General features: G+C 55.5%; 9 protein-coding genes. 1 reads left to right on the forward strand and 8 read right to left on the reverse strand.

The genetic code is table 11. From position 1 onward, the window contains the following. Window positions 1-220 precede the first annotated feature (220 nt). From DV709_RS16925 to DV709_RS16945, 5 genes are all read right to left on the reverse strand, one after another. A complete protein-coding gene (locus tag DV709_RS16925) occupies window positions 221-2,680 on the reverse strand; it encodes a DEAD/DEAH box helicase (protein ID WP_198665767.1) in 2,460 nt (819 codons plus the stop codon). A gap of 51 nt (window positions 2,681-2,731) precedes the next feature. Next, window positions 2,732-4,498, reverse strand: a complete 1,767-nt coding sequence (locus tag DV709_RS16930) for a HesA/MoeB/ThiF family protein (protein ID WP_117595637.1) — start codon at window positions 4,496-4,498, stop codon at window positions 2,732-2,734. A gap of 1 nt (window position 4,499) precedes the next feature. After that, entirely contained in the window at window positions 4,500-4,991 is a 492-nt protein-coding gene (locus DV709_RS16935) for a hypothetical protein (protein ID WP_117595638.1), read from the reverse strand. Next, on the reverse strand, window positions 4,988-5,260 hold the full coding sequence (locus tag DV709_RS16940; protein WP_117595639.1) for a hypothetical protein: 273 nt from the start codon (window positions 5,258-5,260) through the stop codon (window positions 4,988-4,990). The genes DV709_RS16935 and DV709_RS16940 overlap by 4 nt, the downstream gene beginning before the upstream one ends. 241 nt (window positions 5,261-5,501) lie before the next feature. Beyond that, window positions 5,502-7,649, reverse strand: coding sequence for a tyrosyl-DNA phosphodiesterase (locus DV709_RS16945; protein ID WP_117595640.1), 2,148 nt, complete (start codon window positions 7,647-7,649; stop codon window positions 5,502-5,504). Between the two features lie 275 nt (window positions 7,650-7,924). Here DV709_RS16945 and DV709_RS16950 point away from each other — a divergent pair, with 275 nt between their 5' ends. Beyond that, window positions 7,925-9,052: a hypothetical protein gene (locus tag DV709_RS16950; RefSeq protein ID WP_117595641.1), complete on the forward strand. Its 1,128-nt coding sequence runs from the start codon at window positions 7,925-7,927 to the stop codon at window positions 9,050-9,052. Here DV709_RS16950 and DV709_RS16955 read toward each other — a convergent pair. The 3 genes from DV709_RS16955 to DV709_RS16965 are packed head-to-tail and all read right to left on the reverse strand — an operon-like array spanning window position 9,049 to window position 15,444. Next, window positions 9,049-12,483, reverse strand: coding sequence for an ATP-dependent helicase (locus tag DV709_RS16955; protein WP_117595642.1), 3,435 nt, complete (start codon window positions 12,481-12,483; stop codon window positions 9,049-9,051). The two genes, DV709_RS16950 and DV709_RS16955, sit on opposite strands and share 4 nt — an antisense overlap. After that, a complete protein-coding gene (locus DV709_RS16960) occupies window positions 12,480-13,433 on the reverse strand; it encodes a PD-(D/E)XK nuclease family protein (RefSeq protein ID WP_117595643.1) in 954 nt (317 codons plus the stop codon). The genes DV709_RS16955 and DV709_RS16960 overlap by 4 nt, the downstream gene beginning before the upstream one ends. Beyond that, window positions 13,381-15,444 (reverse strand): DNA helicase UvrD, encoded by a 2,064-nt coding sequence (locus DV709_RS16965; protein WP_117595644.1) that lies wholly within the window; start codon window positions 15,442-15,444, stop codon window positions 13,381-13,383. Before DV709_RS16965 ends, DV709_RS16960 begins: the two co-directional genes overlap by 53 nt. Window positions 15,445-15,454 lie beyond the last annotated feature (10 nt).

Raw genomic sequence — 15,454 nt, forward strand, 5'->3', positions numbered from 1 at the left:
GGCTATTAGCAGGTTGTCCCTCGTTTCGCGTGTTGGTCATATACTTACTATCGTAACCCTCTGGCTTATACTTTCTGACTAGCGACTCTGCGATGTCCCTATCTTAGGACTTAGACGAATTCAAAAGTGGATCTACTGGGGTCCGTGGTAGCTATCAATCACTATGCTCTCACCGGCCAGTGGATCTATAGAGTACTGAAATGACTGAGTATAGTCTTCCCTATGGCTGAACAGGAACCTCTAACAGTTGCTTCAGAAGACGGATTGCGAGCCGCTTGTTTAGCGTCCGATTCGCATTCCCACATTGCGGCGAGTGAACGCACGATGGACACCCGTCTTCACAGGGACAGCTAGAGAGCATTTCCAACGTGCGCTCAAGCATTGTCTCCAGCTTCCCGAACGCTTCTCGAGTAAGTCCTACTCCACCTGGATGACCATCGTGGACGAAAATCGTGCTCCATCCAGTGTGTGGATGATACTCGGTCGAGAGCCCACCGACGTCGCGACGAGCACAGAGAATCTCGAGTGGGAACAAAGAGATCAGTGCGTGCTCCAGAGCGTGAATACTCGCGAGAAATCCGTCCTCTTCCTCACTCGCAGCTTTGATGTCCTGCTCGATCTGCGGCGGAATTGTGAAATAGAGCCCACGGGTGCGAATTGTCCGTTCAGGAAGCGGCTCGTCGAAAGCCCGCTCGACGCCGTCCTCATCTGATGGGTGGTCATAGAGCATGTATCCCGTCACTTCTTCGGCGACGGTGAGATCCGCAAATCCAACAGAGACAGTCTCCTGTGAGGCGAGCCCGCCCGTCTTGAGCTCCTCTTCGATAGTAATTCGTTTCTCTGTGAGTGGACGGGTATACCCCATCGTGTTCACTGACTTCAGGAGCACACGGTCAGCATCGAATTCTGCCTCCGTCACACGATACGACTCCTTTTGATGATGATAGATTGCACCGGGGTGTGCATCACGAAGCGCATCGCCAAACGGCAGTGAGGTAAGTGTCCTATCACGCAGTCGATCATAAAGTTCGATTTGCCGATCATCGATAGAGCGGATGTCCATCGTGTGTTGCGGGCTGTCCTCTCCCATGTACTTCCACCGGGGACCGGTTCGAGAGCTAAATCGCTCTAGTTGGTCCGCGTCATCAAGAGACGCAACAGTCGCCGGATATTCAGTGCCGAAGTAGGTGTCGTCACTGGTGCGCAGGAACAGCTCTTGAGCCGCACAGCAGACGTGGTCATCTAGTATTTGGGTGTTTGCGGGGTTGACTGCTGCTTGTTCAGGGTCGCCGTCGAACAGGAGATCCGGATTCGCCATACAGTACTGGTCTAACGGATTCGGGCTTGCTACGAGGACAACGAGACTCGGATTTTCTCCACGTCCTGCCCGCCCAGCGCGCTGGAATGTGCTCATGCTTGTTCCTGGATGTCCGTCGAGAAGGACGACGTCGAGACTACCGACGTCGATGCCGAGTTCGAGTGCATTCGTACTCCAGACACCTCGAATGGATCCATCGCGAAGCCCCGCCTCGATGGTGGTCCGACGTTCGTCCTGGAGTGCTGAGTGGTATGCAGTAACCTGGTCCGCTAGCTCGTGTTCACCACGCTTTCGAAGCTTGCTATCGCACCAGTTTGCGTACTGCTCGGTTCCCTGTCTGGCCCGTGTGAAGACGAGCGTCTGATACCCTCGTTGAACAAGATCGCAGAACAACCGCACCGTTTCTGGGTGATGGGAACGGCGCTCTCCGCCTATAATCTCGTTGTGGTGGGGTACTTCAACCGGGCTTGATGGTGGTGGACTCGCTTCAGAACTGCCTTCTGCATTTGAAGGTGGTCCGTCGGCTGTCGCCGATTCTGTCTCCAGTTCCTCGTCTTCTCTTAGCGGTGGATTCCAGAATACCCACTGGCGAGGGCCTGTCGCACTGGTATCGTCGTTGATTAGTGAGAATTGGCTGGGTTGCTGTCCAGTGACTGCTGCTGCGTGTTCGATTGGATTCCCGATAGTTGCAGAGCAGCAGATGTACTGGGGAGTAGAATCGTAGTACTCTGCCAAACGCGAGAGACGACGGAAAATTAGTGAGACGTGGCTTCCGAATATCCCTCGGAACTCGTGTACTTCGTCGACGACGACCGTCTCGAGCTGTTGGAAGAGCCACTTCCAGTGTTTTGGTGATTTCGAATATGGGAGCAAACTTTTATGGATCATATCGGGGGTGGTCAAGAGAACATCTGGTTGGCGGGCCCAGACTTCGCGTTTCTCGGAGTCCGTCAGTAGTCCTGTATATGTCGCAACGTCGACGCTCCGACTCCCCTCAAGACCTGCAGCAATCTTGGAAATAGTATCTCTTTGATCGTTAATCAGAGCGTTCATCGGTGCGATATAGAGCGTCTTACCGTGGTGATCAAGAGCGCGCTCGAGTGCTGGCACCGTATAGGCGAGACTCTTGCCGCTAGCCGTCGGAGTAGCGAGTACGACATTGTCTCCGTCTCGGACGACTTCGATTGCGTCCGCTTGGTGTTGGAAGAGTTCGTTGATATCGTGACGAGAGAGTGCGCTCGCTAACCGGTGATCAAGATCGATTGGTGAGGTTTCGGCCGAGGCCCCTGGCGTTCGCTCCTGATGGGTGATTTGCCCCTCGTAGTAGGGCCGGTTTCTAAGCCACTCGATTGTCTTCTCCACGGACGATTCTCGATTCACGTGATCGTGTGTTGTGATTGTCTATTTTTCGCTCTACTGAGACGATTCCTTCGAGCTTCGGTTCACGAGACGAGCGACATACGCAGTAATGCGCTGAAAGACGCCCCTCTCTGTTTGCTCTTCAGCATCCGGTTCGGCGGTCTCTCGTTGCTGATCGCCCTCTCTGTGTTCTTCAAGGACCTTCCGGAATGTCGGATCGGGCTCAGTCGGCAACTCGTAGTGGTCACCCCGTGCGAGTGCTTCTTTCCGGGCGCAGTCCTCCTTGCACGAGATCCGTTTTTCATTATTGCTATCTTCTTGCCAGTCAACCGTACCAAAGAGAGCATCGTACTCCTGACTGCCAACGAGAGCTTGTGAGGTGATTCCGACTGCAAGCGCTTGGAAACGAAGGGCCAAGAGTGATGCCACGAGCCCGTTGTTCGTGGCCACGGAGGGCGCCCGCTCATCACCTTCGCCATCATCTGCCAGCTCTTCACCGTCATCCAGGCCTTGGACGTATCCCGCTCCACGGGCGGCATCTGGCTCTCTGTCGTGAATTACGCCCTCTTCCTCATCTCCGTGGAACCAGTGGCCAGTACACTCGAGACAGGGATGTCCTGGTCCCGTAGCGGAGACAAGCGATCCAGACCCGATGTCGAGTTCATCTTTTTCGTCATTCGGGATGAGCTCAGTACCCCCGTCGAGAACAGGAATGAGGTGGGCATGTGAGACCTCGTCAAGGAGGAATCGAACCCAGTGCGTGTCAGCGGCGTTGATGATGACATCGCAGTCGAGCAGTTGTGGAAGGCAAGCGTGCTCCTCGTCTTCCTCGACTACGCTTCCGTACTCTGCCTGTGCGGCGAACCGCGGGTTCGTCGCCGACCGCTCCGCGACTTTCTTTGCCACCTCGACTTTCGGCTTACCGACATCATCAGCTGTAGCGCCGTAAGACCGATTGAGGTTCGCACGTTCGAGGTAGTCAAAGTCGACGAAGACCGTTTCTTCAACGCCGAGACGCGCTAACTGTTCGGCGAGGAGCGAACCGACGCCGCCGAGACCTACGACTCCAACGCGGAAGCCAGCAAGCGTCTGTTGACCGCGTTCCCCCCAGAGCTCTACCGTAGAATCCTGAGCTTCTGAGTCGATCGCTCCGCCCGTACCAGCCGGCCCAGCAGCATCCCTGATCGTTGGGAGCTTTTTGATTCGTTCACCTACAACTCGGACCGCTGTTGCGTGCGTGAACTCACCTGTTTCCTCTCCGGTACAGCTTGCCCCTTCAGCCTTTGATGAGTTCGGGTAGACGAACTCATACGCCCGAACCGACCATTCGCGTTGGCCAGTCTCGGCGTTAGGACGATCTGTCACGATACCCGCTGCGAGCGGGACCTCCGAGCCGAGATTCAGACCGATGTCGTACAGTTCTTCTTTGTCAGCTATTTTGTCGGGGCCAGACGGAGTCGCACCGCTTCCCGGATGGGTGTGGATGAAGATCAGACCCGCTCCTGCCACTTCTGCAGCCTCGTTGATTGCTCGCAGCGTATAGTCTGGGTGGAACTTTAGCTGGCCGTCGAAGTAGACGTCTCCCGGGCCCGGTTCGACGACCTTCTGTAACAGGTACGTCGTCCTTCTGTCTCCTGTGCTCGGGGTGATGATTCCGATCGCTCCTCGCTCGGGTAAACCATGCAGATGGTGACCTTCTGGCGGCTTCAGGAATCCATCAAGTGTCTCCCATGTCTCTTCACTGAGCGCAAACTGGAATTCTGCCGCCTGACTGGGTGGCGACTTCTCACCGGCTGCACGGGCACGGTACGCTCCTGTCATGCTATCCCGTTTCGAAGCCTGCGTCGATTACTTCGATTGCACGCACAGCGTGCTCCGGCTTTTCTGGCTTAAAATTCAGGTGTGACCACCGCAGGCTGAAGGTAATTCCCTGATCGACTCCCAAGTCGTTCTGAAGATACTTGTCTTGGTCACGACGGGCCGGATTGTTGTCTTCCCATCCCTCCCGATCGGCACGTTCGACTGGCGGGACAGTCACAACCCAGTGAGGATCGCTGTTGACGAAATTCTCAGGGAGGAAAATGTACACCTCCGCTTGCTCTGGTGTGTAGGGGTGTTGATACACAGTGAAGTCGAACTCACCAAGCCAGACTGCGATTTCCCCGTCGTGTCTTCCAACCGGGATTGCTGGTGTGTGTCTTTCTCGGAGGGCCGAAAGCGCCTTCTGAAACGAAGGTTTCAGATTCTCTTCTGCGAGCCTGGCTGGCGGGGAAGGCCCATCCATCTCGCCCGTAGACGTTTCGCCTTCACTCACGACCGACCGCTCCCCTTCGGGACAATTCGGAAGAACTTCCGATTATCGTCACTGAGGTCGACGGTGTCGGAGTCCTCGAACTGAGTGTCCTTGGGCTTGTTCTTTCCTTCCAGAGCGTAGAGCCACTTCTGGTCGGTCTTATCCTCGTCTGTTCCTGCGTCGATCATAATCGTCTCTGCGGTCTGAACGGGGTCGTCGAACCGAATCGTCGTATTCCCGATGTGGATCGGGTACGTCCGGTTCTCCTTCCCTTGGTCTTCAGCTCCCATACCACTACATCTATTCTGGGATGACTTATATCTTGCCACTAGCAACATTCGAAACACGCTAAATCGGAAATTGCACCTCTACGTTGGGGGATGCTATGTGTGTAGATCAATCGGATTTGACTCCCCAGTGTACGAAATCCGCCAGCCCGAGGGCCAAACGACAATCTAAGGAGTGTATTCAGCAGTGTTGAGTCCCACGAGAAGCTCGCATCGCGTCCGCCGATCTATGCAAATTCCCTAGTTACCGCTTCAGAAGGCTACGAGCGCGTGAGAGGAATCCTTCTCGCGGATCGCCGGTAGTCGTCTCCCCAAGCCAGTCGAAGAACTCGTCCGGCGTCTTGATGATCAAATCGAGCCCCCGCTTTTCAATTCGAACCGTCATCGGAGGGTCGCGCTTGTACTCGTGGAGTTCGAAGTTCATCGACTCCGGGAAGGTTACCTGTAGAGTATCACTGTCTTTCGCAATTTCGACGTCCTCTCGGTCGATGAGGTTTCGCCAGCGCTCTCTGCCAGTGTCATAAGCTTGCTCAGCCGGTTCGGTTGGGAAGTAGTCTGGCAGTGGACGGTCGGCATGCTCATAGAGGTCCTGCATGGCCGCCCTCACTTCCCGAAGTGCGTCAGAGTCAGTTCCCAGCTCGAGATCGCGGTTGAGATACTCGTACCCAAACCACTGGAAAATCGGGTTCTCCGTGTCGATTAGACGGTTTACTTCAGCTTCCCCCTGATGTGAGGTCATGAAATTCACGTCGAATCGGAGGATCTTAGCACGGTTACGGAACCACTCTCCAGGGCGCTTATCGTTCGAGATGAAGGCGAACATCGGATAGGCCGTTTCGCCGGTCCATCCACTCCAATAGTTTCGAAGGGTATCCAGCGAGTTCACCTTCTGCTTGGTGATGTCGTCGACGACGACGGGGAACGACGTGTGTGCTGAACGCAGATTCCGGACTTTTCGCTTCCCAATTTCGTCTGCGTCGACGGGTGCTTCGACACGGTTTCCACTGATCAGAGACAGGGCAAATCGACAGAATGTCCCTTTTCCTCCGTTTGACTCGCCAAAGACGTAGAGGTACGGGAGAGCCTTGTCGAGGTTAATCCCGTGCTCACGGTAGAACGCGGCCTGTCGATTGGCGAATGGGGCCCAGAAGAACCAGAATAGTGCTTCGTACATGTGGGCTTTGACCGCTGTTGGGTTGTTGGAATTCCCATAGTTGTCCACCGTCGCAAAGTAGTCCTCAATCTCGGCCAGCGCTTCGTCGACACGCTCTGGATTAGACGGAGGCTGCGTGACACGATAGACCGTGCCGTCGTAATGGAACTTCAGCTCATCCTTGGACTCGTTCAGGTGCATTGTCGGGACATCGAACACCTGTTGCGCATACCGCTGGAACGCATCTGGGGTCGTCGTCAACGTATCATTCGACACTGTCGCATCGAAGTCAGTCATCTGCGACAACGTATCAACTGTCGACTCTTCGTACCCGCGTAGAGACAAGGTGATGCGGTCCTGTGGCGCATCTTCCAAATCTGGATCATTCTCGACAGATTCGTCTTCTGTATCGAGCTCTGGCTCCTCTGACTCCTGCTCTGCGACGGTATCCGCGCCTCCATCGAGCGCGAGATCCACCGCCTCAACTTCTGCATCGATATGGTCCGCGAGACGACCGTGAACCTCCCCTAGTTCGTCTTGTGTACCCACACGCCCTTCGGTGTACAGTTTGATTACTTCTTCTCGGTCATCGTCCGAGAGTTCGAGTTGTTCGGAGAGATCCTCCAGGAAGGGTCCACCACTGTTGTACGAGTCCCGGTGATCGCGATAAAGCTCCTCAAACTCCCCGTAGAGCTCACTGTCCGTCTTCGTATCGTAGACGACGCCCATGTTCGTCTGATTCGACCATGCATTTCGAGAGAGATTCGGGGAGCCAACGATGACCTTCGCCGGTGTACCGTCATCGGTGTCCTCGGGTTCGGTTTCAACCGGAGCCTCTCCGCCAAGGGTCATCTGATCTTCATCGCCGTCCTCATCCGCTTCTTCTAAGACAGAGTCGTTGTACTCGACGAGATACAGCTTAGAGTGAACTTCCTTGTTCTCACAGAGGTAGATTACGAGCTTGTCTTCACTCCTGAGCTGTTCAAGCCGATCTGCGAGGTCGGGTTTGTCGATGAGGCGCTCGCGGTAGTCGGAGACGTCCCCGACGACCACCTCTAAGGACTCCAAGTCGTCGAGGTCTTCGAAGAGATCCAGAATAAACTCGGGAGAGTCACAGTAGGTGACGACACGCATTCGTTTTGCGCCATCGAATACGTCGGAGAATGACCGCCAGCTCTTAAAAATCTCGACGTGGCTGTGATCACTGCTTCCGGTATCGAGTGGAACGTCGAACTTCATTGGATTCGAAATTGGTCCTTCATCATTTAGGTGTAATCCGGCCGAGGTTCGTTAGGGCCACTTTCCGTACGACAATTTGTAGGTTCGATCCATCTAGCTGTAATCCCGGCTCGTTTGTCGGATGAATGCCGACTCGTGTGTTCATATGCCATCCTCTTTGAGGCCACCAATACTCTGTCAGGAAATAAGCGTTCCGACTAGAATCATCCCAAACACAGTATTATGGAAATACTGCCATCAAAAAGTAGTTATACTTCTAGTCTGGTGGGACTATTATGGCAACAGACACCCTGACCGCGAGTAATCTCGTCGCGGCGGAACGAGATGGCGAATACGGTCTTACAGTCCCGTTGCGGATCGACAAGGTCGAACGAACCCCAGACCACGACTGGTGGGCGCAGCTTGTCCACTGTTCAGATGTGCTGGGGACGCACGTGAAGCTCACAGTTTTCGACGATGACGACTGCGATCTCGTTGACTACTCCTTTCAAGAAGGGACCTGGTATGAGTTCGACGACGTCAACCCAGACGTGTACCAGGGAACCATCGGTATCAAAGCGAAGTGGGATCGGCAGGTCCGCCAGCTCTCTGGCCGCCCAGAGATGCCGCCTTCAGATACGACTGATATTGTGCGTCGACTCGGTGCAGCCGATGCCATTGCAGCACTCGACATCGAGACGATTACGACTGTTTCTGAGCGAGAACTCGAACCACCGAACCCAGACCATCAGGAACTACTCTGTACCGGCGTTGGATACCGAGGCAGTCCGAGCGAGGAGATTGAGGCTGAGGTCCTCTTCCGTGAAGACGAGACGGCTTCTGCAGAACTCGACGCTATTGAGGCGGTTGTGAACTGGATCGATGCGAGGGATGTCGATGTTCTCATCACCTTCGGGGGCGCGTGGTTCGACCTCCCAGTCTTGGTGGGTCGTGCGGAACGGGCCGCTGCGGAAATCGGTGAGCCTGGACGAGCAGAGAATGTACGTACAGCACTCGAGTCGTACTACCATGCCGATCTTTCGTCGGCAAAGAATCGGGTGCTTGGGGAGGGTTCACTCGAGGATATGGCTGAACATGTTGGATCGCCCGCACCGAAGACGCTCTGGACGGATTACGAAACTGGGCTTGAACCGCAGACGTGGCGCGAGAGCCAGTGGGAGATCATGCGAGAGGAAGACCGCGACCCTCCGTCTGGCGATCTTGCGGATCCCACCGTATTCAACAGCGACGTTCCGTACTTCGGCGAGGCGTGGCTAACGGCTAGCGCAGCAGGAGAGGACAACCGAGCCTCGAACCTGTATGCGTGTCTCGAAACCTATACGCTCGCAGACATCCATCCCTTGTTCGCTATAGCTGACGATGAGCGGTCGACCGGTCAACCGTCATTCCCGATGACCTACTAGCGGCCTCCGTCTTCTTGACGCCACTCTTCCCCGCAGGGGAGGGAACTGTGCTGGCACCACCGACAGTGCTCCCCAGTCTCGTACCCGCTGAACGATGTCTCCTTAATTCGATCCATCGTCGTCGACACCGCTGCTCGTACTGAATCTAGTTCACCCTCATCGAACGAACGGGCCTCGACTTTTGGGCCGATATCGCCGACATAGGCGTATCCCGCGCGGGTAATCGGTTCCTCGTAGAGGTCACGACAGGCGAGCAGGTACAGTGGCAGCTGCTTGTTCTCGTCAATGTCTCGGTGACGCTCGGTGGCTTTGTAGTCGATGACGACCAACTCACCGTCCGGGGTCCGATAGACGGCGTCGATAAACCCGACGAGTTCGTGGCCATCCACTTCTAGCTGGAACTCTCGTTCAGCATCGACGATTTCCCAGCCGCTTAGATCGAGGTCGAAATACCGGTCGATGCATTCCTTCGCGACCGGTAATTCATCCTTGGCACGCCGTTGTCCGGCCAGCCGCTCACAAATAGCGTACCATTCTGCTCGCTCTGCTGCCTGTTCCTTCGCAGCGATTTCTGCGGTATCGTGAAACAGAAGCCCGACTATCCGCTGTGAGATACCGTCTCCGCCATAGCCGTTCTCACGGTAGTCGGAGAACCCGTTGACGACGTAGTCCAGGAAGTGCTGTCGGGGGCACTCCTCGTAGGCCTCAAGTGAGGTGTAACTGTGCTGGAGTGCCGGGTTTGGGGTCATTGGCCCAGTCAGGGCGTCAATTGAAAATCGTCGGTTCTCAGGTTCTCTCTCGATTGAGCCTTCTATGAGCTTGTTTCCGAATGTGATCACGCGGTCTCGTCCGTCTGATGCTGAGAGGTTCTCAGAGCCGTACGTCACTTGTCCAGAGACGTCCCCAACTACTGTGCTCGCGAGAGAGGCTGTCCAATCAGCATGGTTCGATGGAAGACACTCCTGTAAATCGTTCCAGATCGGGAGGTGACCGTTACTTGGCCGCCAGGGAACGGATTCTGGAAGGATGCTCTCGACAGCATCGTGTACGGGCCTTTCGTCGTCTGTGTCGTTTTCCTCTCTGCTTCCGTGGAGTACGAGTATCTCTTCGGCACGAGTGATCCCCACGTGAAGTATTCTGCGGGCCTCGTTGGCATCTTGAGCGACGAGATCTTTGTCGAACGCTGATTCTGGACCTTCAGACAGTGCTGACTCGAATGTATCGTAGGTTCGTGACCCTGGTTCCCACTCGTCAGCGGTCAACCGGGGCATCAGAACCACGGGAAAGTCGAGTCCCTTACTCTTGTGAATGGTCATGACGTTGACCGCGTCGTCGGCCAGTTCTGGCTGACTTGTCGGTGCCGACCCGCTCTCCTCGAAGAGCGAGTCATAATGCCGCAGCGAATCGATGAATTGCGGCGTGAGTGGGGGCTGTACAGCGTCGTTTCCATACTGGTCGATAATCTCGTCTAGCTGCGCCAGGTCACGACGCTCTTGCTCGCTGAGGTACCAGTCGATGTTGGTCAGGCGTTTGAGCTCCCGGTAAAGGTGGCTGAGGGAGGCTGTTTCACGTAGTTTGAGAAGGCGAGAAATGTGTTCTCGTACTTCCTGAATACGGTTGGGCTCATCGAATACTTCGAGGGGTTGGTTGCATATCCCAGCATATGCACCGTCATCGTGGCTATTGACACGACGCAGATCAGCATCGGTGAGACGGTAACGCATCGTCAGTACCCGGTTCCAGCTTACGTCGTCTTCTTCGGGACGAGCCAGCGCCTTTAGATAGGCGACGACTGTCCCGACCCCGATTGATTCCGTAGAGAGGTCTCCCGCAACCTGATAGGGTATTCCTGCCTCGTCGAACCCTTCGAGAATTGGGGTTGCGTGGTCATTATTCCGAACGAGGAGTGCTATCTCCCCCGGATCGTACGCCCGGTCTAGTGCTTCTGCATCGCCACTCAGAAGATTTCGGGTGACAGTCACCAACTGTTCAGCTCGGTCGCCTTCGTCGTCGGCTTCCTCAACGACTGCGACCGTGTCTCCGTCGAAATCGGGTTCGTCGACACGCGTGAGCGTTTTCGTACTCCGCCGATCCGCTAACCGATCTAGTGCTTCATTTGCGAGGTCGAGAATAGGCTGACGTGACCGGAAGTTCTGTTCTAGCGGTTCGTCTTCGAGATCGGGCCCGAAGACGTCGTCGAGTTCGTCAGTGATGTTCGCGACGTTCGCGCCGCGCCATTCGTAGATTGCTTGGTCGTCATCGCCTACGACGAATAGGCGATCCTCTGAGACAAGGGACGTAATGAGGTCGAACTGGAGACGATCAGTGTCCTGGAACTCGTCACAGAAAACGTAGTCCCATCGGTCGCCCAGACCCTCTCCGACGTCAGTCTCGAGCAGCTCTACTGTCTTGACCACGAGACCATCGAAGTCGAGCAGATTTCGCCGGTCGAGCTCTCGCTCGTATGCCTCATACCCTGTGTTCAAATCCAGGGCAGTTTTGCACTCGTCGAGAGCGTTTCGGAGGTAGTCTGTCAGTTCGAGCTTCAGGTCGTTTGGTATCCCACTCGGAGCACTACTGTACCCTCCAAGGAGATATTTCGGCAGCTTGTGTGCATCCTCGGGAAGCGACCGCTCACCAGCCTCATGCTCCTCAAACGCTACTTCGAGTGCGTCACAGAGGTCAACGAGTCGGTCGAGGAAGTCTTTGATGCTCGCCTCTAATCCTTCATCGCGGAGGGTATCCCGTTCTGCGACGAGGTCGGCTCGTGTATCCGGGATGCCGTCGAGAACGGTCGAAACTGAACGACCACCAAGATGGTCACTTGCAATCTCCTCAACACGGTCTGGCACAGCATCGAGCTCATAGACTTGTTCCGGTGACCCGAGATACTCCTCGATCTCTGCGGGCGAAATCCCACTTCGCTTCATCGACCCGATAAAGGAGAGGAGTTTCGATGCGACGCCGCTCACGTATGAATCTGGGCCGTAGACGTTGGGTTTGACGGCACGGTAGTCGATTTCGTCGAGGACATCGAGCACGATGACGTACTTTTCAGCATCCGTTGCGATCTCGAAGTCTGGATCTAATCCCGCATCATAGGCATAGTCCGTCAGTATCTCGTTGCAGATAGAGTGGTACGTATACGCGTCGACGTCATACCCTGCCGGTCCGAGTTTTGCGTTGAGTTTCTCACGCATCGAATCAGCGGCGTTGTTGGTGAAGGTCAACGCGAGAATCCGATCCGGAGAAACTCCGTGTTCGTCAATGAGGTTCTCGACTTTCCGGACCATCGTGAACGTCTTCCCGGTCCCCGCACCTGCGAGGACCCGCATGGGATACCGCTCCGACTCGATGATCGTCTGCTGCTGTGGCTTCGGATCCTCATCGTCCTCGATGGTTTGGAGCCAATCAGGCACGTCGTCGCTCATCGCTTCACCCCCTCTGCGAGAGATTCTGTGCACATCTCTCGGTACTTGCAGTCGGGACAGGCCTCATCGTGAATGAGTGGGAACGGATCTGGGTCGTGAGAACCGCTCGTGATCCCTTCGTGTGCACGTTGTAGGAGATTCCATATCGTGTCATGATACTCTTCGTAGATGTCCGTGGTATCGCGTGGATAGCCTCGTACAGAGATTTCATATCCGTCTGGTGTACTTTCGAACGACGTGTGATTCAGGAGACCGTAGAAACTGAATCGAATATTCATCCCGTCCTCGTAGAGGTCAGATTGTTTGACGCCCTCGATGTATGTGGCCGCCTGGAATACGTTCTTGACTCTCTTCGGGTCGTGATCCGTTCCGTCTAGATGGTCCTCAAGGACGCTAGCAGTATTGGACGTAATTACGTCCCTGAGCTTCCGCTTGTAATCGATGACGTGGATCCCTTCGTCCGTCCGGAGAATATTATCGGCTCTCCCACGCAATCCGAGGCCATTCTCGACGCAATCGAGCCACTTCTCCGTCGCAACCGATTGACGAGCGTGATTGATGCCGTGGCCACCATCAGGGTCAAAGAAGGTCTTGATTGCCTCTAGATTTTCGAGGCGCTGGTATTCCTGGTGAGCGTTTGACGCGTACTCGTCCGGAGAGATATGCTCTCTCCATTGCTCAGGGAATGCCTCTACTGCCCGATCGTAGATGAGATGGGCGTCATCTTCTGGGCTAGTTGCTTCGCAGACTACCTCGATCGTTCCGTGATAGGCCCGCCCCTGGTTCAGGTACAACCGTGTCTCCTCTGGGGCGTTGACCTTCTGAACGTACTCATAATCGAACTTCCGCTGGCAGTCCGCGTAGGTCGCGAGACGCGACGGCGAGAGGAAGGTAACGTCAGTCACGTCGAACCCCTCCGGCAGCAAATTCGATACGTGCTTGCAGTGCATCACGAAGCTGCTCGCCGCGGTTCCCGCTTTCACTGAGGAGGTGCTGAATCTCCGAAAGCTCGGCTTCGACCTCGTCGAGAGAGACCGTCACGTCTTGGCTGTGAGAGCGACGAATGTCAGCGAGAGCGTTGTCGACCCGAGAGAGCAGATATTCTTCCGCTCTTCGCTCGCTCCTGATCTCTGATTCTGTCGCCTCTTTCACCCACGGCAACTGCCGATACGCGTCCGTGAGAAACCGCGACGGCTGAGCACGTTCTTCCAGTGCGGTGTCTTTGTGATTATATAGACAGAAGTACAGGCGATCGCCAGCAGCAGTTGCTCCGATGGCGAGCCGCCGCCGTGCCTGCTCTGCATGGTATCGTTGGAACGGGCGGCTTGACGCTGTCGAGGAGGTCGGGAAGGTGTTAGTGACATCTTCTGCGTCGACCTGTGTTACGCCCGGATAGTCCGGCATCTCTGAGAGGCGTTCTTGGGGGAACAACCGAGTCAGGGAAGGTGATCCAGGGTACTCTTCGTCGACGACGTCCAGCAAGAAGACTGCTCGGAAGGACCCGTTTTTGATCGCCTGTAAGTGATCGACTCGGACACCTCCGTCAAGTTCGGTCGAACTTGTTTGGTTCTGTTGAGGAGCATACTCGTGGGCGCGTTCAAGCATCGTCGCGAACGACTCCCAGGTCGTTTCGATGAACGGCGTGTCTTCTACGAACTCCGCCATCGCGAACGCCCGCTGAACGTTCCCAAATTGGGCACGAACGTTCAGTGGAGAAGTCTCCTCAGCAATTCGAACCTTCATGTTTGACTCGGTCGCCCACCGTCGGAGCGGACTTGAGAGGCCCTCCATCTGTTCGATAGAGGCCAGAATCGATTCGTCTAAAACCGAGGCTTCCAGCAGCTCTGTTCGAGCGTCGTCATCATCGGCTGCCAGATAGCGAACAACCTGCAGTAACTCTCGAATAGCGGGATCATCGCCGAACCCTGTGACAGTCGTGGACTCTGTCGGAACCCCTGTTTGCTGGAAGGCACGAAGCGTCTCGATTACTGCGGAACCGCTCTGCTTCAGTGCGACGGCAAAATCCTCGTAATCCCAGTTCTCTCTATCTCGAAGCCGCTCGATTTCATCAGCGACTTTCTTGATCTGTTCGTCGGCGGTCTCTGTCGGGATGACGTTCACCTCCCCCGCCTCGGGATCTTCGTGAACGGTTTCAGTCGCCAGGTACGTACCCGTCGCAGCCGGTCGAGATGGGGGTGCTGTCCTTGCAGTAGACTCTGTCCTCGAAAATGAGACGTAGTCCGTAATTGGTCCTGGCTCGATCCATGAACGCCGAACACTCGCGTTCTCTTCTGCTACACATACGAGTTCCAACCCATCCGCCACAGTAGCAAGATAGCGACGGTCAAGCGGCAGGAATTCCTCAAACTCGACGGCGAGGACTGCCTCGGCATCGACTACGTCGTCTCGTTCCTCGGTCTCCGACAGCGCCGCATTCGCCTCAGTGATTAGCTGTCCCCGTTCTAGGTGGTTATGCTCGTCGAGCCATTCGTGGAACGCTTCGATGAGCTCCGCAACTTCAACTAGCTCTGGTGTCTTCTCGAAGGGAACATCCTGCCACGTGGCAGTTTCCATGAGCTGAGCGATATCGCCCATGAAGGAGGGTTGTTCGGCCGCACGCTGAAAATACTCGCTCTCCCACTCTTGCTCTTCGAGGAACCGATGGACGAGCTCGCGACGCATTGCGTCTGAGAGAATAGCCCGGTCATCGGTCTGGTTCACGACGTCGGTCGCTTGCACGACCAAGGACGTTACGCGTGGGACAGCTGATCCGGGTGCTGTGTCTTTGAGTTCCTCCCGAAACGTCTCCATGCTCGTCGGCGATCCAGTGATGACGAGGACATCTTCTGGATTGTATGGCTTGAGCAACGCCAGATACTGCTCAATTACTGTTGAGCAGAGCTCTCCGGTGCCGAATGGAACAGTAATGAGCGTCCCATCGAAGTGCCGAACCTCAGACACGCGTACCGCC

It is taken from the genome of Haloprofundus halophilus (assembly GCF_003439925.1).
Lineage (GTDB): Archaea > Halobacteriota > Halobacteria > Halobacteriales > Haloferacaceae > Haloprofundus > Haloprofundus halophilus.